Source organism: Thermodesulfobacteriota bacterium, assembly GCA_034189135.1.
Lineage (GTDB): Bacteria > Desulfobacterota > Desulfobacteria > Desulfobacterales > JAUWMJ01 > JAUWMJ01.
Genome location: JAXHVO010000054.1, coordinates 14,942 through 33,894, shown reverse-complemented (window position 1 = coordinate 33,894; position 18,953 = coordinate 14,942). Strand labels below are relative to the sequence as shown.

Below are 18,953 nucleotides of genomic sequence, written 5' to 3'. Positions count from 1 at the left end.
TTAGCCAACAATGACCTCTTTAAGGTTTAACCGTTTTGCTCTCACACCAATGTTTCGGGTTACGTGTTACCAGGTGCGGGGTATAAAGGACCCGCAACTGGTAACACGCAACCCGCAGCCGGGAACGATTGTATTTGATACAAAATTAGGCCATTCCCCAATGTTTACTTAAATAAAAATATTAAATCATGTTTTCCCGCAGACACCCCTACCTTTTTTTCATTTTGGTTTTTTCATCCATATCTGCAGCTGCCATCGCAGTTGTGGTCATCTCCATTTTGGTTGTGGTTGGCACCAGAAACTCCGGTTATGATGATCTTAAGACAGGGGGTGAAAAAGTCGGTATTATCGAAATAAAAGGGGTGATTTCCGATTCCAAGGATGTCATTCATCACCTTAAACGTTTCCGTGAAGATAAATCAATCAGAGCAATTGTACTCCGGATAGATTCTCCAGGTGGAGGTGTAGGTCCTTCGCAGGAGATTTTCAGAGAGATCAGAAAAACCGTTAAATTAAAAAAAGTGGTTGCTTCAATGGGTGCGGTGGCCGCTTCAGGAGGATATTATATTGCCGCGGGAGCGGACGGAATCGTTGCCAACCCGGGCACCATAACCGGCAGTATCGGTGTCATTATGGGTTTTACCAATTTTCAGCAGCTGTTTCGTAAAATCGGATTGGTCCCGGTGGTGGTCAAAAGTGTTGAATATAAGGACATGGGATCCCCGGTTAGAGATATGACTGACGATGAAAGAAAAATTCTTCAGGATTTGTCGGTCAATATTCACCGGCAGTTTATCGAGGCAATATCCAAGGGAAGAAAGATGGAACTGTCAAAAGTGGAATCTATTGCCGACGGGCGCATCTTTTCCGGAGAGCAGGCCAAAGCAATGCATCTGGTGGATCGTCTTGGAAACCTGGAAGATGCAGTTGAATGGGCCGGCAGAATGGCCGGAATAAAGGGGAAAGTATCATATGTTTATGCCCCTGAGAAAAAAACATCCCTGGTTAAATATCTGATAGAATCATCCGCCAAAGAGATTGCAGATCGGTGTGTGAATACTGAACTATACGCCGGTTACTTATACCGTCCGTAAGTCGGTTGCTGGTTGGTAACGGGACTGTTTCGGGTTACGGATTACGCGTTGCGGAGAAAGAAGGATTTTTTTCCGACTGCAACGATCAATCGATCGCATTATTCAAATATGCTCACATCTCCCAGCCCTTTTCGTATGACTTCGGGGTAATCGTTTATCAGAGAAATAACACTTGATGGTTGCCCTGACACAGGACCACCATCAATGACAAAGTCTATTCTAGACGAAAAATAATCGAGGATAAAGGAAGGATGGTGAAACAGGGTGCCATCAGGCATGGTGGCACTTGTGGTAATAATCGGATTTCCCAGTTCTTCCACCAGGGCCTGGCAAATGGTATTATCCGGAACTCGTATTCCGGCGGTTTTTCGCTTGGTCAGCATGATCTTGGGGACCAGTTTTGAGCCTTCCAAAACGAAGGTGTAAGGCCCGGGCAGGAGTCGTTTCATGGTTTTATAAGCGTAGTTTGAAACTTTTGCATAATGGCTGATGTTTTTAAGCCCGGAACAGATAAAACTAAACGGTTTGTTTTTATTGCGTTGTTTTAGCTGGTAAATTTTTTCAATTGCTTTTTTGTTCATAATATCGCAGCCTATTCCATAGAAGGTATCGGTTGGATAGGCGACGATTCCACCCTTTTTAAGGACATCAACCACCTTGATGATGAGTCGCATTTGCGGGTTTATATTATTAATTTTGATCAGCATGGTTAAGGGTTTTGTTAAAAAGAGAGATCATCATTTATTATGTATGCCGCTTTATTGTCAAGTCATCAAATAAAGGATTGCTAAAAACCCGGGATTTTGCTATTGGGTTCGCTCAAAAATGACGGTCTGGTAAAAAATCATTTTTTCACCACTAGGCTCACCGAAAACACAGAGAATAGATTATTTTATTAAACGGAGGAGATCCATGACAAAAATACCACCCGAAGAAGCCTATTCCTTTGATGATGTTTTATTGATTCCCAACTATTCGGATGTGTTGCCCAAAGACGTTGACACCCGTACCCGGCTGACTAAAAATATTTCACTTAATATCCCACTGGTAAGTGCTGCAATGGACACTGTCACCGAAGCGCGAAGCGCCATAAGTATGGCACGTGAAGGGGGTATGGGTTTTATACACAGGAATATGAGTATCGAAAGTCAGGTGGTTGAGGTGGGCAGGGTTAAGAAATCTGAAAGCGGTATGATAATCGATCCGGTGACAATCACTCCTGACCAGCCGGTAAAGGAAGTGTTGAAGCTAATGGCGCAGTATCGTATTTCAGGAGTACCTGTTACCGTGGGAGATAAACTGCTGGGTATTGTGACCAACAGGGACTTGAGATTCGAGACGAATCTGGACAAACCGGTGTCTGAAGTGATGACCCGAGAAAACCTGGTTACCGTTTCAGAAGGGATCGGGCTGGAAGAATCGAAGAAGCTTTTGCATAAACATAGAATTGAAAAGCTCCTTGTGGTTGATAAAAAGGGATCGTTGAAGGGTATGATCACTATCAAGGATATTGAAAAGATAAAAAAATATCCCAATGCGTGTAAAGATACCATGGGCAGACTCAGGGCCGGTGCGGCCATAGGTGTCGGACCTGACATGGAAGAGAGGGCCGATGCGCTTTTGAAGGGAGGTGCCGATGTTTTGCTGATAGACACTTCCCATGGACACACAGCCAATGTGATTAATGCGGTAAAAATATTAAAAGGTAATTTTAAAGATATTGAACTGATCGCCGGCAATGTCGGTACGGCAAAAGGGGCGGAGGACCTTATTAATGCCGGAGTAGACGGAGTGAAAATAGGGATCGGACCCGGGTCCATATGCACCACCCGTATTATTGCGGGCATCGGCGTTCCCCAGATGACAGCCATAATGAACTGCAAGTCAATATCGAAAAAAACCGGTGTGCCTCTTATCGCTGACGGAGGGATCAAATTTTCCGGTGATATTACCAAGGCAATCGGTGCAGGAGCCAACGCCATAATGATCGGGGGCCTTTTTGCCGGAACAGAGGAAAGTCCGGGTGAACTCGTCATTTTCCAGGGACGAAGTTACAAGATGTACCGGGGCATGGGGTCCCTTGAGGCCATGAAAAAGGGGAGCAAAGACCGATATTATCAAAGTGAACAGGATGAAGACCAAAAGCTGGTTCCTGAAGGTATTGTCGGACGTGTACCTTACCGGGGGACTCTTTCCGATAATATTTATCAACTTATCGGGGGGCTCAAAGCGGGAATGGGTTACGTGGGATGCAGAAATCTGGAAGAGCTGAGGGAAAAGGCCAGGTTTATCAAAATAAGTGCGGCAGGGATGCGTGAAAGCCATGTCCATGATGTAATTATTACCAAAGAGGCTCCCAATTACCGCTTGGATTAGTGGAGTTCATAGTTTATGGCCCACAGCGCCTGGTGGCAAATTTAGACCTTTTCACCGGTTCATATCATACATCCAAACCATTTATACAGAATCATTTTAGGGGAGCAGGGCTGCTCTTTTCCTTCAGAGAATCTTCAATTTTGCTTAGTATCCGATGGGCGGAATGTGCTCCCAGATCAAGTGCTCTTTCAGCATGCTTACGAGCGGTTTTAAAATTCTTCATTCGATAATGAATATCCGCCATGTTGAGAAAACTGGCCGGTGCTTTTGGTAAAGCCAGAGCAACTTTATTGAAATATTCCAGCGCAAAGTTGAAGTCATTCCTTTCCGATGCCGCCAGACCGGCTTCAAAATACTCGTCGATAGAACCGTATTCACGTGGAACTTTAGGATTTTCTGTTTGCAGGGACATATCTTGAGAAGGTGTTTCGGATGTGAACTCATCTTTGGCTTCCGGTTGTGTGGTGTCTGCGGGTTTTGCTAAATTCTGACTCTGCTTCAAGGCGGTTTTGCCCTGGGTGATAGTTTCCGTCAGACTTTCGCTATGTAATTCCGGCTTTGCTTTGGTTATATGATCCAGCTTTACTTCCCCGGTTTCGATCGGGACCTCCGGTAGCGGCGGTTTGTTCTTTTTTTCATCAGTTGATGCTTCTGAAACAGTCTGCTCTGAGTCGGCTGGTGTTGTACTTTGTCTTGAATCGGCGACCAAAGCAACCGGTTGCATGATATCGACATCCGGCTTTTCCCCCATAAGCTTCGGTTCAGGCCAATTTCCCCCCGCATTTATGCCCGGTTTTGCATCATGGTGAGATTGCTGCACCTCAGGTTTCTCTTTGGTGTCCTTAGCAGTTTCGGCCGGGGTTTGTTGTTCCTTAAGTTTTATGGGACCTGTAGAAGGGGGTTGAGCAGGTTGTTTGGCCAATTTAGCATCGATTTTTGCTAAAATCGGTTTTAAGGTATAATCCCCTAATTCAAATGCCTTTTTAGCATATTTACGGGCCTGGCGGTATTTTCCCAGTTTGTAATGTATTTTGGTCAGATGAATATAGCTTGGAATTCCATTGGGCAACAGCTCAACGACTTTATTGAAATGCCTGATCGCCTGGGAAAATTCTTTTTTACCCAGTGCAGCCAGTCCGAGTTTAAAGATATCGTTCACCACCGCATCTTTTTCTCGATGGGATGAATCAACAGCGGTATCTGTTTGTTCGATCTTTTCTGTTTTTATAAACTCTTCCAGAGTCGCAGCAGCAGACTCGATAAAAAAGGTTTCCCTTTCTTTTCCGCTGTCAACCTGAGGAGATTTTGCCTCAGTCACCCTTAACGGTTTTATTTTTTCCAGAATCTGGACAGCGGAAGGCGAACCCAACTCGATCGCTTTTTCGGCATGCATATATGCGGTTTCATACTCCTTGAGCTTGTAGTTTAAAACTGCTAGATTAAAAAACCCGGATGCGCTGTCGGGAAGTATTTCAACAGCCTTACTGAAATGTTCAATAGCCTGGTGATAATCTTTCATTCCGGCGGCTTTAATTCCCAGGGTCATGTATTTTCTGGCGTCGTCTTTTGGCTCAATTTTTTCATCATCTTGGGAAACAATATCTTTGATAGCATTTGGTATTTTTTCTTCTGCTGAATCGGCTGCTTCGTTTAAAGCAGACATTTCAATAAATACCGTATCTTCTAACTCTTCCTCTTCTTGATTGGTACCATCTTGCCGGGCGATCAGATTTTCAGAAATTTTTCCTATATTATTATCGATAGAAGACGGAGGGCCTGCATCTTCTGCAAGCACCGCATCAATTTTTTCTAAAAGCAAAGTGGCAGATTCTTCACCCAATTCCATAGCCTGGATGGCATACTTCCTGGCATTCACAAATTCTTGCTTAATAAAATACAAATCTGCCAGATTCAAAACAACAGTTCCGGCGGTTGGTAGTATATCAACAACTTTTAAAAAATATTCAATGGCACGGTCATAGTCATTTTTTTCCAAGGCTTTACGGCCTAAAACCATGTATTTGGGAACAAGATCGTCCGCAAGGCGGGATTCATCTTCAACCTTGGCCGTCGATTTTTCTATGAGGCTCTGTACAATAATATCGTCTGATCGCGATTCTGCGGCTGAATCATCCGATTCAACATGCTTGAGGTCTTGCAGCTCCACCGGAGTTTCAAATTCAAGGATTTCATCATTTTTCGCAGGTGTAGATGGTTCGGCTGCCAGATTTTCCGTTTCGTTATGGGTGGTATCTATTTTTTCTTTTTCGGGGTTTTCAGGTTCATTATTTATAGACGTGACAGGATCCTCATGTTCTAACGGCTTTGTTTTACTTTCATCTTTATTCGGGTCATCACAGTACATCTGTCTGACAAAACCGGACGATTCTTCAATGGTAATTCTGTCAGGAAGATCCGATACGACATTCGGGCCGGATGATTTATTTGAAACCGGCGATTCATCGGGGGGCTCCTCCTCTAATGGGGCTTTTTGGTATTCATCCCGGGTTTCGGTATATATTTCTTCTTCATCTTTAATTTCTTCTACAGCGGACTCTAAACCTTCGACAGGTTTTGTATCGGTGTCATATGCAGTTTCATCCGGGATGACAATTTCCATTTCTCTTGAAGCCGGAGCGGTCAGGAGTGCGAGTTGCTTTTTGAGAGATTTTATTCTTTTAAAATCCTGCTGTTCACGTAATAGAGCTATTTTCTCACGATCGTGACTCAACTCCAGCTGTTTGTAAAGGCGATCCCTGTCAATTTTTAAGTCTTCGATATGTCGAGACAGCTGCAGTTTATTTTCATTGATGGCTTTAATGTGTTCTTTCAATGATTCGATGTACGACTGGTTCAATTTGGCCATTTGCCTTTGAATAATTTTTTCTAAAAGGCGGTGATTAATATTTCCATCATTCGAATTTTGGGTGGCGGGATCGATTTCATCGTTGTCTTTGGATACTGGCGTTTGGTTGGAGTACTCATCCGGCGATTGACAAACGGCTTTTAAAAAATTGTCTCTGTTCCAATCCATATACTCTTTAACAGCAGAAGTTTTGAAATGCCATTGTTTTATTGATACCAGATGATCGATATGTAAAAGCAACTTGTCCATGGTGGCAAACATATCCTTGTTTCTCAGCATCTCTATAAAAAGTATATATTTCCCATCCTTTTGCGGGTCCGGTTCTGGATTCGGTGAAACTTCGACGTCAAATAAATCGAAGTTTTTTTGCAAAATATAACCCTTCAACTTGGTGGCGGTATCCTTTTGTTTGACCAAAAAAGAAAACACCGCAAAGTTTTTTGCATCCCCAAATTTAGGTTTAAATGCATCTACCGATATTTTATCTGTCACCAGGCCATAAAATGAGCCACGGGGCAGATCGTCATCCGTGCGCTGGTTCATTATTCAATCCTATGATCATTTGTTATAATTGTATAAAATATCGTATTTTTATTACAATGTCAAGGAATTATAGACGGTTACCCACATCATATCAACCAAACATCGTTTGGTTCCCTACCTTTGGTGATTGTATGATAAAAAGCTTCTATCGTATCTATTGTTGATTTATATGGTAAAATTGGCATATATTACCTATGTTACACCCACTATAGTGGATCATGGAAATTTTACCAGGGGATGCCCCTATCCACCCGGAAGAGGAGTGAACATGGTGAATCTTGAAATATTTGAAAATATGGATTCGGAACAGTTACGATCTTATATCGATTTTCTTCTCCACCATTACAGGGTCATGGATGCCTTCTGGTTTATCAATGTGGCGGAACGGTTCGATCAGCCCACCGCGGAACGCATTAATGAACTGGTCTGGGGCCGTGTTCCCGCCATGGCAGCCGAAGATCTTTTACAAAGATTTCACATTGACGAAAGGGGTTTAAAGGGATTTGTCCGGGCGCTTAGGTATTTCCCGTGGTGTATCCTGGTGGGGTACGATATCGATGAAAAAGAAGACGAGGTGATCATTAGCGTGCCCTCCTGTCCGACCCAGGAAGCACGCCTACGACGGGGACTGGATGAGTTTGTCTGCAAGGACATGCATAAAGGTGAGTTCGAAAGTTTTGCCAAAGCCATCGATCGACGGATACAGGTGGAGTGCCTGTTTGCACCTCCTGATCCACATCCGGACGATATGTTTTGTCAATGGCGCTTCACCTGCAAATAAGTTTAGCCAGGCGTTCTCAGAGACTGCCATCAGTACTCACCTGCAGCAGATGTGAACGCTTACAGCGCACAGATTGTACTTCCCAAAATGCCGTTATTTTCCCCGGTGCCGCCTTTCTATTTAAGTTTCGCCAGCCCTTTGAAAAGATGCACGTACATCCGAGAAGACGACTTCATATTCTTCAGTTTATTAGAGTGGTTAGAGTTTTTCAATCGAAACACTTATGTTCTTTGTGCTATAAACCAAGCACGAATCCAAAGTATGCAAAAAGCATTAAAACGACGAAAAGTGCCAAACCCAGTGAAATTAATATTTCTTCCACTTGCTGATTTCCTGTTTAAATTTTGTATATTCAGTATTTATAAATCTATTAAAATGACAACGGTAATACTTCTTTAAGCACAATTCGTGCCGAAGAATTGAATATTCTACTATTCCTAATTAATACAGGTAGATAGAAAGATAAGAATAAAAATTAATTACTTAACAGCATGATTTTGCGAAATAAATGCCACAATTTTTGTGAATATTTTTACATGGTTGAGCCTGGAATACATGAAATTTGGATCATTTCCGCTTTAGTTGAAGGGAGAATGTGGTGTTCATTATTGCTTAGGATGGAACATTCATTAGAAACAAACAGTCATTTTTCAATCTTAGCTCGGTCCGTCCGGGGACTCGCCTATTGGCCCGTTACCAGACTTAACAAATGAGATTGGTATCCTACACACCCCCTATCTTCTCAGTTAAACCCATACAGGCAGAGACGATCAACGCCGCCGTGGGATTCTGTCCCCTGTGGCTGGCTCAAATCTAATTGAAGCGAAATAGCTGCCGTACGTTCATTTTTAGATAAAATTGGTATGTCTGGTAACGGGCCAATAGGCGATTCCCCGGACGGACCTTAGGTTTCATGCTTCGTTGTGCCCTGTCGGGTATGTAAATTTTTGAGAAATATTATAACTGCGATAATTCGCAAGTTCGATTAAGTATTTGTTTGTATTGTTACCACTGCATGTTATTATATCAAATAATAATTCTTTGGCTACTTTGAGACTCTGCGGTGAAAATAGAATATTTTACCTGGTCGTATTTAAGGAAATATGTACTGAGATTATTTGGAACAGGATTGCTGTTTCAGGGTTTTGAAGGGGTGATTATTTTGTTTGGATGGGTAAATTTCATAAATGATTGATGCCGGTCTGTTTTTGTTCATTTCGGGTAACCCCCGGCATTGCCGGGGGCTCCCAGAATCATACCACTAACTTGTATGATATCTATTCCATATTTCAATCTATATTTTCTCAACCAGTTCGACACGCCGGTTTTTTGCTTTTCCATCTTTGCTTTTATTTGAAGCCACCGGACAAAGCGGACCCACCCCTTTGGGTGTCAGTCGTTTTTTATTGATCTTATATTTGGTGACCAGCTCTTTTACCACGGCATTGGCCCGGGATTGGGCCAACTGCATATTGGAGCTCAGGGTTCCCACCATGTCCGTGTGTCCGATCACATAAATATTGAGCTTGGGATCCAATTTCAACAGGCGTGTAATTTCCTTAAAGGCCGGCGCGGAAGATGGTTTGAGGGTCGATTTACCGGTATCAAAATGGATGCCATACACAGCCACATGTCCGGTTTGCTTGATGTCTTTCAGCATGGCTTCCGCATCGGCGGTGACTTGCTGTTTCATCGATTGTTTTTCAACAATAGTCAAGGCGTATGCCCGTTGACCAAAGGGGTTGGATACCTGAAGCCAGACTTCCCGGTTATCGGCAATGACTTTCATGACCGCCCTGCCTTTGCTTTCAAAAAGAACTTCGCCACCGATTTTCTTAATCGCGTTGGTATAATTCCGTACTTTTTGAATATTCGACATCAACTGCGCCCCTTCCTGCTGTCTGTAGGTGATATCGAATTTGCGACCCTCTACTTTCTGCTTGCCTTTTTTTAACTGGAAATCATGACCACCAAATTCGATATCCTTGTAGGAAGAAATATAGAAATGAGGGATTCTGGTAATCAGGGGGTGATCTTTGCTTCCGGGTTTGTCTTTTTTTGTTTTTTTTATCACCACTTCTTTTGCAGACGGCATCGCGGTCAGAGTTTGGGCCACCACGTCCTGGCGCATCGGTCCTTTTTCAACGATGGGTAAAGCATAAGCTCTTGCGCCAAAAGGATTTGAGATGTAAAGCCAGATTTCACTTTTATCCACCTTTACTTTCATTGTGGCACTGCTTTTTGTTTCAAAAATAACGTCGCCACCGATTTTTTTAATCGCATGGGTATAATTTTTCACCTTTTGGACTTTCGACATGGGTGGTGCACCTTTTTGCTGTTTGTATGTAATGACATAAGTGCGGCCGGACACCTTCTCTCTTCCGCTTTTCAGCGGGAATTCAAATTGATCATATTCAACGTCCTTATAGCTGGAGATATAAAAATTGGGGATTCTGGAAACAATCGGATGGTCTTTGCTACCCGTTACATCAGGTTTGGCGGCACAGGTGATACCGTAAGAAAAGACGATAAACAACAAAGTTGCTGTAACGATTGCCGGTTTGCGCATATTTACCTCCTTATTATGTTAAATAAAAAGAATCGACATTCCTTGAAAAACGGCCTTATTTTTTGTAGTGGGCGATGCGGCTGTCCCAGTATTGATTGGCTTGTTTGATATACATATCTTCCGGTATGAAAAGCTGGTCGAGCTTTTCGGCTGTTGCGTCAGAGATTTTCATGTTTTTTACAACTTCCCGTCCGGCCTTTCTAACGGTTTCCTTATATTCGTCGATCAGGGGGCCAAGTGGCGTGTTTTCACCCATTTTCAGCAAAATGGCCTCGCCCCGGCAAATTTCGAATATAACTTCCGAATAAAGTTCAACGGCCAGGCGGTGAAAGTAACTGCTGACAAATTCACAGCATTTTTGTTCCGGGAAAGCGCCGGTGGCAATCAACCCGAATTTGGGATAGTGAGGGTGCTTTTTTACATGCCCGGTATACCCGTTGTCCATTTTCACCAGACGCGGATCGATCAGCGGCATCATGCGGTCAAGGAAGGTCTTCATGATACCCGTCACGTTATGAACATAAACCGGTGTGGCCATGACCACAATATCCGATTGAATAAACTGCGGTAAAAGTTGCGCCATATCGTCCGCTATGACGCATTTACCGGGGGTCTTGGTCCAGCATTTCAGGCAGGCCCTGCAAGGCTTGATGGACTTTTCCGCCAGGAAAACGATATCGACTACTGCGCCTGCCTCCTTTGCCCCCTCTGCAAACGCATCGATTAACACATAGGTGTTTCCTCTGGTTTTATGTATGCTTCCGTAAAAAACGGTTATCTTCATCGCGTCGACTCCTTTGATAAACTCATGTACGGTAAATACCAAATCCCTGGCGTAATTTTTTACACCCCAAGTCAGGATTTAATATCCGGGTGCCTGATTTTCTGGTAATATGATTTTGCATGATAAATAGCCGCCAGAGGGTTATGGCCGGTGACCCGATCTTTTACCGCCAGTACGGTGGTGGGGATATCGGTAAATTGCAAAAATAAGGAATCGTGTCCCACACACAATCCCAGCAGGATGTTAAAATCAACCTGTTCATGGGTCAGGGCCTTTGCCTGGAATATGGGGTTGCACATCGCTTCATCCGTGCCCTTGAATATCTTTTCATCATCTGAAATGCCAATGATTTCTTTTGAGCTATTGCTGGCTTTACAGCAGACGGAGACCACTTCAAACCCATATTCCGTCAGTATTTCCTCAACAATTTTCGCTTCCATTGTCAAACCGATACAAAAGGCCAGACCGATGCGTTGATACCCCATTTTTTTCGCAAATTCACAGGTTTCAACGATCCGTGTTTTGGTCGGTTGCATAATATAGGGCTGTTGGTCTCGGTTGGCATAACACTCTGCTTCCTGCAAAGACGCATTATAAGCAAAGTGATTGATTTTCTCGGCTTCATACTCCTTATTAGCTTGCGTTAGAAGCTCGTTTCGCGTCAAGGTGGGACACCCCGTATGGCCTTTGCCTTTATCGGAAAAACAGATTCTTTGGGGGATCTCCACTTCACAGGATGCACAGGAAGGGGAAGTCTTCTTTTTTTCATATTTCATTTTTTTCTCCGCTGTTAATTGATGGTATTTGTATATTATCCATAACTACCTTTTCACCGTTTAATCGATCTGAACCGATCGCATGGAGATCGATCCAAGGGTCACGCGATCACAAAAGAAACCAACTGTGTCCGATGATTCCTGCAACGCCAGTACATACAAAAGCGGAAGAAAATGCTCGTTGGTCGGCACGGCCAGGTGTGCCTGGTCTCCCATGCTTTGGTAAGAAATCATGCTCTGGTGATCACCGGATCGGATCGCCTCGGCCAATCTGGCATCGAATTCCAGCGCCCAGTCAAAAGAGGTGTCCTCCCAGACCATGGTACGCAGGTTGTGGACCATGTTACCGCTACCGACGATCAGAACACCCCGGTTGCGCAGGTATGTCAATTGCTGTCCAAGCCGATAGTGGTAAGCGGGTGGTTGATCGAAATCGAGACTCAGCTGCAACACGGGAATGTTTGCCTGTGGAAACATCCGACATAGTACGGCCCATGCTCCATGATCGAGCCCCCATCCGAAATCGAGGTGAACGACCACGTCCGATATGCTTTCTGTAATGCTGCGAGCAAGTTCCGGGGCACCCGGGGCCGGATATCGTTTTTCGTAAAGCGGTTTGGGAAAACCTTGAAAATCATAAAGGGTGGCCGGGTCGGGCATTGCGGTGATTCGGGTGCCGGTGGTTTCCCAGTGAGCGGAAATACACAGGATCGCCCGGGGGTTGGGAATGGATTTGCCGATGTTTTCCCATATTCGGGTGAACTCATTGTCTTCGATGGCGTTCATCGGGCTGCCGTGGCCGACGAACAGGGCAGGCATCCGTTCGGTCATTGGCAAATCATGTGTTGTTTTGGAGTTTCAATTCTGGTGCCGCTCATTTTAATTTTTGCCTGCAGACGATTCAAATCCTCAGTTTCGCTGACATGCTAAATTTTTAGTGGTTTCATTCACGGTCCAAAGATATCTGCCATGGCTGTTTTTGTCAAGAAAGCAGAGAATAATTTCAGGACTGTCCTGGAAAAACATAAAAACTTGTAAAAGGCTGCCAACGCTGATATTTAAATATAAAGTTTAGATAAAAACCAGCAGAAAAAAAATGGAAAGCGATCAACTGGAAATAGAGAATATACTCCATCATTTAAATTACCGGTGGAATGTGGAGGCCCTTGCTCAATGGGAGGGCGCCAGGATTCCTTTCCGGCCGGATCAGATCTATGATGGTTATGAAATGTTTATCAGCCACGATACGTTAGAACGAATTGATAAACTCAAAAATATAACGGCCAGAACACGGCTCAAATATACTCTCATTGACCATTTCCTCCAGCGGTCGCTTCTCCCCCACGAAACCGAAATGAGAGGATGGATGCAGGGCGCTGCGGCCATTGTCAATGAAAAGAAGATCTATTTTCGTGATATCATCCCCTGGTGTCAAAAGTCGAGCACCTATCAATCGAGACAGATGTTACAAAAAGAAACCGGTCCCCTGTGTCGATTTTTAAAACCCTTTGCACTCAACTACTGGAACATCCTGTTCGATATTATTGAAGAGGAATTTGGATTTACCGATTATCATCATTACTGTCAAAAGAAAAAAGGGATCGACTATGTTTATTTCTACCACTACTTTAAGAACTTTCTGTTACAAACAGACGATTTATATTTTAACGCCATGGAACGCTGGAGCCATGAGCAGTTCGGTTTGCCGCTTGAGAAACTCACCCGATTTGATGCCATTCATATTTTAAGCCTGGTGCAGTTTGACCATATTTTTCCGGAAAAAGCCATGGAAAAACTGATTGATTTTTTTTATAAATGGCGCATTGATCTTAAAAAAACACCGGGTCTTACCCTGGAACTGGAAAGAGAAGCAAAGAAGAGTTCCCAGGCCATTTGCTTTACTCTACAGGTCCCTGAGGAGGTTTATGTCCTGATGCAGCCGGAAGGGGGCTGGGTCGATATGGAAACACTTTCACATGAACTGGGACACGGACTGTCGGCGGTTTTCACTTCACCTGACCTTTCCATGATTGACAGAGAAATGGCCACGTCTTACAGTCTGTCGGAGTGTTACGCTTTTCTTCTTCAGAATATGACTTTGTCCCGTCCCTTTCTGCAAGAATACCTGGGCATGGATACCAGAGAGGTCAAACAGCTGGTTTACTACAAGATGCTCAAGGACCTTTCCGTGTTCAGGCGATATGCAGCCAAATTCATTTCAGAGTTTAACATGTTTTCCAATGGAAATCTTTCAGATGGAGAACCCTACGCAAGGATAATGTCAAGATATACCGGCTTTTTCCATCAACCTGAAAGTCACCTTTTTGATCTTGTTGCTGAATTTTACAGCCTCGATTATCTTCTCGGATGGATGGGAGAGTCGATTATGGAAAGCTTTCTTTCCGACAGCCTGGGAACCGGCTGGATGCTGAAAAAAGAAGCGGGCGATATATTAAAAAAATGGTGGTCCCAGGGTAACCGGCTGGATATTTTTCAGTTTTTTAAAAAAAACGACCTCGGTCCGTTGACTGCGGATCAGCTCCTTAAGCGCTGGAAGAATAACCTGTCATAAAAGGGAAGCGTTGAAATGGAAGAATACAAACAGAGCATATTGGGCAGAACCGGTCTGCGCGTGGGGCGATTGGGACTGGCCGCCAGTTATGGTGCGCCTGCAAGTGCCTTCGAGGAGGCGTTTGAAAAAGGCTGTAATTATTTTTATCTGGGTTCCGGTCGACACCGGGCCGGTATGAAACAGGCCATCGTAAACCTCTGTCGAAAAGGCCGGCGAGACCAGCTGGTGGTTGCCATTCACACCTATGCCAGATCCGGCCTGCTGACCAAATCCCTGTTGAGAAAAAATTTGAGATCAATCGGTCTGGAACAGGCCGATATCCTAATATTAGGCTGGCACAATCGCCGTCCTTCACCAAAGTTGATCGACCGGGTCATGGCATTGAAGGAAAATGGAGTTTTTCGATTTTTGGGGATGTCGGGACACAATCGTACCCTTTTCCCGTCAATGGCAGCCACCGGCCAGTTCGACCTGTTTCACATCCGATACAATGCGGCCCATCGCGGTGCGGAAGAGGAATGTTTTTCTTCATTGACGGAAGACGACCGACCGGGAATCGTTACCTATACCGCTACCCGCTGGGGTCAGATGCTGAATGCCGCCAAGATGCCGATGGGCGAATCGGTACCGGTACCGAGTGATTGTTATCGCTTTGTGCTGTCCAATCCGGCGGTGGATGTTTGTCTTTGCGGACCCAAAAACGTCGAACAATTACGCCAGGATCTTCCGGCTCTTGAACTGGGGCCTTTGGGCGAAGAGGAAATGGATCGCATCAAGCGAATCGGTGACCATGTTCGCAAAACGACGAGAAAATTTTAGATGGCCCTTGTTTCACCAGCTCGGTTTCTGATGGCAGCTACATGATGGGTGCCATCGATTGAGCTTAGTGGCCTGGTATGATACCAACAAGACATTAAATCTTAGGTGTAGCGAAAGTTTTTAGCAGTATAAATAGGGAACGAATCCATGCCATACCGGCCAAATGCGGAATTTAAAGATGTCAACGACCTGCTGCCCAAAACCGTTTTGAATAGCCTGTCGGCTAACATCGCCATTTTGGACGCGCAGGGGGTCATCATGGAAACCAATCGGTCCTGGATAAATTATGCCGGCGCCAATCAGATGAAGGGTGAGCATGATTCCATTGGAGTCAATTACCTGGAAATATGTGAGGCGGTAACCGGCGAAGAAGCAACCCGCGCCAGAAAAGTGGCTGACGGTATCCGTTCGGTGATCAAAGGTGATATGGATGAATTTTTATTTGATTATCCATGCCATTCCCCTGATAAGCAACACTGGTACTACATGCGGGTGATTCGGATTCAACATCAAGACCCGGTCCAGGTGGTGGTCAGCCATGAAGATATTACCGCATTGAAACTGGCTGAAGAGGCTTTGAAAACAAGGGAACAGGAATTGGAACTTCAAAAGCAAAGCCTCGAGGAATCCAACATCGCTTTGAAGGTATTGCTCACCCAAAGAGAAGCCGACAAAGTGGATCTGGAAAAGAAATTTTTACTAAACATCAAACAAATGGTCCTTCCTTATTTGGATAAATTAAGAAAATCCAGACTGAAACCCAGGGAGAAAACTTTTGTTGAAATCATCGATGCCCATGTAAACGATATCATTTCACCGTTTCTGCAAAACCTGGCTGCTGCCGGTATTTTCTTCACTCCGCAGGAAATGCAGGTCGCCACCCTTATCAGAGATGGCAAAAGCAGTAAAGAAATTGCCGACCTCCTCAATGTTTCACCCACCACCATACATTTCCACCGCAAAAACCTTAGAGCCAAATTAAAAATTACCAATAAGTCGACCAACTTAAGGTCCTATTTGCTGTCCCTGTCCTAACCACTTTCAGCGGGTGTTTGGCAACCGGACGAATGATGGTCTGCAACGCTTCGATATCGGCAGGCGAATTTTATTTTTTAAGGGTATTTCCCTATCAATAAACCATGTAAAATCTCCCATTGATTTTATTACCTGCGGTACTAACTTATAACATGTGTAGCAATACATTCCAAAAATGCATTCGGATTGGATGAAAGGTGAACGCGATGAACATCATTAACCAAAATGCGGTTGCAGACATACACTTTGAAATGAACTGGAAAAGTGCAGAAGCGTTACATTCAGAACATTTCGAAGCTTATCATATTAATTTTTGGAAGGATTGTATGCCGGAAGATCTGCTCGCTAGGCTGAATGGTAAAGCTGCGGGGGGTGTGATCGAAATCGATTTTGAACCGGGTATCGTGGTTCCAGGAAACAATATGCGGAATACTTTTGAGGTGAAGCAGGCTCAATTTAACCATCGATTTAAATCGAGTGATAATATTGAACCCCGGGAGGGACGATTCTATCCCAAAGGGATCCTCGAGGATATCGGCGGCATATTACCCCAAAACATCCAGCCATTCCGATGTGTGGGAGTTCAAAACAATCATCTGATGGTTGATTTCAATCATCCGCTGGCGAAAAGTAAGACTTATATCAAAGGAACCATAAATGCTGTCCGCAGCAAAACGGTTGATCGTGGTGGTAGCTGTAACGATTGGATGGAACTGATTGCAAACGGTCCCGGTATGCAAGCCCGGTGGGAAAAACATCCGACCGATTTTTTTTCTGGCACTCCGTTTAAACGGCAAGATGAACGCCCGGACGACCGTTTCTATCGGCAGCCAAGATTTGTCCATCACATCGATGAGAGTGCCGTAAAAGTGATTACCGGTATTTACGGCAAATTTCTCAAAGACAACATGCGAGTGCTTGATCTGATGAGCAGTTGGACATCATACATTCCAGATAACCTGAATCTTAACAAGTTGAACGGACTTGGTCTCAACATAGAAGAGCTGAATAATAACGTACGACTCACCGACCGGATGGTTTATGACCTGAATCAAAATCCAACCTTGCCCTTGGAAACAGGAGGCTATGATGCCGCAATCTGTTCACTTTCGGTTGAATACCTTATTCATCCGTTCGAAGTTTTTAAAGAGATCGCACGGATTTTAAGGACGGGCGGCCAATTTATGATCACTTTTTCCAATCGATGGTTTCCTCCCAAAGTCACCGGTATCTGGAAGGAGTTGCACGATTTCGAACGCATGGGCCTTGTGTTGGAGTACTTTCTGCAATCCGGTTTGTATAAAGATATACAGACCTACTCTATGAGAGGTCTGCCCAGACCGCATCATGACAAATATTTTTCTGAAAAAAGATGGTCGGATCCGATATTTGCCGTATGGGGTACCAGAAAATAGCCGTGAATCTAATTATTTTAGATATCACTTTTCTATTGATCACATGACTGAAAGTAAAATAAGGAGGATACCATGAATATAAATGACTATTGCAAAGGATTGGAACAGGAACTTACCGTATGGAAGGCAAGACTTTTTGATTTGCAGCATAAATTGGACAAATTACCGTCCGCTGATAAGCAAAGAGTGCTTTCCAATGTTGAAGATCTTCGAATGCTTGTGGTCGATCTGGATGATCGGACCGAGCGACTCCGAACCGAATGCCCCACCGAGTGGGGGGCTGAAAGAGGAGAAATCGATAATGCCTATAAGGTGATCGGTGTAAAATACGAGGACGCCATTGATGTAATCGGTGCCGGCAATTTCGGTGGCTAAACCGGTGGCTGGCAGACTGGGGCGTTATAATCAAAATATGCGGCAGCCTTTTTGCTGCTGCATATTTTTAGCATATTGAGGAGGTTCTTATGGAGCTTAAAGAATATTTTTCAAACATAAAAGGCCTCGGCGTTATGTCGACGGCAGACAGCAGTGGTAAGGTGAATGCAGCGGTCTATTCCAGACCTCATTTCATGGATGACGGGTCACTGGCATTTATCATGCGGGACCGGCTCACTCACGAGAATATCCGGTCGAATCCTCACGCATCCTTTCTGTTCAAAGAGGACGGCGCCGGATATAAAGGAAAGCGGTTATACTTAACCAAAATTCGAGAAGAAGAAAACTCGGCTTTGATCGATAAGCTGTCCCGACGAAGCTACCCTGCTGACGAGGAAAGTAAAGAATCGAGATTCCTGGCGTTTTTCAAGCTGGACAAAGAACTGCCTCTAATCGGCGATAAACACTAGATCCTGGGAGAAGCTAACCGTCATTTAGGCTTGCGAAATGGGATTGGGTAATTCCGTTCAAGAGCAAGAAAGATTGCACTTTAATGCTTAATATGACGGTATGCGGATGAGCCATAAAATCGATGAGGTGAGGGTGGCGATCGAGCAGTCGGGTTTTGACCTGCTCTTTTTCTCGTTCGCTGACCATGGGTTGATAGACTCCGGTTACAGTCAGCGCCCGAACCTGTTGGCGGGGATTAGTGTCTCTGGAATCGATGAGCAAACTGACCGCCGGATTTTGCTGTAAATTTTTGTATTTTTTGGTGGACCTGTGCGTCGCCATATAAATGTTCCGGCATGCTTCATCGCAAACATATGCCATCAGAGAACAATGTGGAACGGCATCGGTGGATGCCGTTGCCAGCACACAGATGTCTTTTTCTTTAACCAGAGCTTTCATGGTTGACAGCATCAGAAAATACCTCCGCCGAGTGATTTA

The 18,953-nt window shown here is 44.4% G+C and carries 16 protein-coding genes; 9 read left to right on the top strand and 7 right to left on the bottom strand.

Annotated elements, in window-relative coordinates:
* Positions 1-188: 188 nt before the first annotated feature.
* Positions 189-1,094: a signal peptide peptidase SppA gene (sppA, locus tag SWH54_07595; GenBank protein ID MDY6791115.1), complete on the top strand. Its 906-nt coding sequence runs from the start codon at positions 189-191 to the stop codon at positions 1,092-1,094.
* A 98-nt stretch (positions 1,095-1,192) separates the two neighbouring features.
* Here sppA and SWH54_07590 read toward each other — a convergent pair whose 3' ends face one another.
* Positions 1,193-1,801, bottom strand: coding sequence for an L-threonylcarbamoyladenylate synthase (locus tag SWH54_07590; GenBank protein MDY6791114.1), 609 nt, complete (start codon positions 1,799-1,801; stop codon positions 1,193-1,195).
* A gap of 205 nt (positions 1,802-2,006) precedes the next feature.
* On the opposite strand from SWH54_07590, the gene guaB reads away from it, so the two are divergent.
* Positions 2,007-3,470 (top strand): IMP dehydrogenase, encoded by a 1,464-nt coding sequence (gene guaB, locus SWH54_07585; GenBank protein ID MDY6791113.1) that lies wholly within the window; start codon positions 2,007-2,009, stop codon positions 3,468-3,470.
* A gap of 91 nt (positions 3,471-3,561) precedes the next feature.
* Here the strand turns inward: guaB and SWH54_07580 are convergent, their stop codons facing one another.
* Positions 3,562-6,879, bottom strand: coding sequence for a hypothetical protein (locus SWH54_07580; GenBank protein MDY6791112.1), 3,318 nt, complete (start codon positions 6,877-6,879; stop codon positions 3,562-3,564).
* 169 nt (positions 6,880-7,048) lie between these two features.
* Between SWH54_07580 and SWH54_07575 the strand changes: the two genes are divergently transcribed.
* Positions 7,049-7,660, top strand: a complete 612-nt coding sequence (locus tag SWH54_07575; protein ID MDY6791111.1) for a DUF6125 family protein — start codon at positions 7,049-7,051, stop codon at positions 7,658-7,660.
* Positions 7,661-8,954: 1,294 nt separating this feature from the next.
* On the opposite strand, the gene SWH54_07570 is transcribed toward SWH54_07575, so the two are convergent.
* The 4 genes from SWH54_07570 to ygiD all read right to left on the bottom strand — a co-directional run bounded on the left by SWH54_07570 (position 8,955) and on the right by ygiD (position 12,608).
* A complete protein-coding gene (locus SWH54_07570) occupies positions 8,955-10,229 on the bottom strand; it encodes an OmpA family protein (GenBank protein MDY6791110.1) in 1,275 nt (424 codons plus the stop codon).
* 55 nt (positions 10,230-10,284) lie between these two features.
* Positions 10,285-11,013 (bottom strand): flavodoxin family protein, encoded by a 729-nt coding sequence (locus SWH54_07565; GenBank protein MDY6791109.1) that lies wholly within the window; start codon positions 11,011-11,013, stop codon positions 10,285-10,287.
* Positions 11,014-11,084: 71 nt separating this feature from the next.
* On the bottom strand, positions 11,085-11,789 hold the full coding sequence (locus SWH54_07560; GenBank protein ID MDY6791108.1) for a DUF1847 domain-containing protein: 705 nt from the start codon (positions 11,787-11,789) through the stop codon (positions 11,085-11,087).
* Between the two features lie 60 nt (positions 11,790-11,849).
* Positions 11,850-12,608 (bottom strand): 4,5-DOPA dioxygenase extradiol, encoded by a 759-nt coding sequence (gene ygiD / locus SWH54_07555; protein MDY6791107.1) that lies wholly within the window; start codon positions 12,606-12,608, stop codon positions 11,850-11,852.
* A 277-nt stretch (positions 12,609-12,885) separates the two neighbouring features.
* Here ygiD and SWH54_07550 point away from each other — a divergent pair, with 277 nt between their 5' ends.
* The 6 genes from SWH54_07550 to SWH54_07525 all read left to right on the top strand — a co-directional run bounded on the left by SWH54_07550 (position 12,886) and on the right by SWH54_07525 (position 18,475).
* Positions 12,886-14,361, top strand: coding sequence for a hypothetical protein (locus SWH54_07550; GenBank protein MDY6791106.1), 1,476 nt, complete (start codon positions 12,886-12,888; stop codon positions 14,359-14,361).
* Between the two features lie 15 nt (positions 14,362-14,376).
* Positions 14,377-15,180 (top strand): hypothetical protein, encoded by an 804-nt coding sequence (locus SWH54_07545; protein ID MDY6791105.1) that lies wholly within the window; start codon positions 14,377-14,379, stop codon positions 15,178-15,180.
* Positions 15,181-15,327: 147 nt separating this feature from the next.
* Positions 15,328-16,215: a LuxR C-terminal-related transcriptional regulator gene (locus SWH54_07540; protein ID MDY6791104.1), complete on the top strand. Its 888-nt coding sequence runs from the start codon at positions 15,328-15,330 to the stop codon at positions 16,213-16,215.
* Between the two features lie 206 nt (positions 16,216-16,421).
* Positions 16,422-17,630, top strand: coding sequence for a methyltransferase domain-containing protein (locus tag SWH54_07535; protein MDY6791103.1), 1,209 nt, complete (start codon positions 16,422-16,424; stop codon positions 17,628-17,630).
* 72 nt (positions 17,631-17,702) lie between these two features.
* Positions 17,703-18,005: a hypothetical protein gene (locus SWH54_07530; GenBank protein ID MDY6791102.1), complete on the top strand. Its 303-nt coding sequence runs from the start codon at positions 17,703-17,705 to the stop codon at positions 18,003-18,005.
* A gap of 89 nt (positions 18,006-18,094) precedes the next feature.
* Positions 18,095-18,475, top strand: coding sequence for a pyridoxamine 5'-phosphate oxidase family protein (locus SWH54_07525; GenBank protein ID MDY6791101.1), 381 nt, complete (start codon positions 18,095-18,097; stop codon positions 18,473-18,475).
* 13 nt (positions 18,476-18,488) lie between these two features.
* Here SWH54_07525 and SWH54_07520 read toward each other — a convergent pair whose 3' ends face one another.
* Positions 18,489-18,926, bottom strand: coding sequence for a pyridoxamine 5'-phosphate oxidase family protein (locus SWH54_07520; GenBank protein MDY6791100.1), 438 nt, complete (start codon positions 18,924-18,926; stop codon positions 18,489-18,491).
* Positions 18,927-18,953 lie beyond the last annotated feature (27 nt).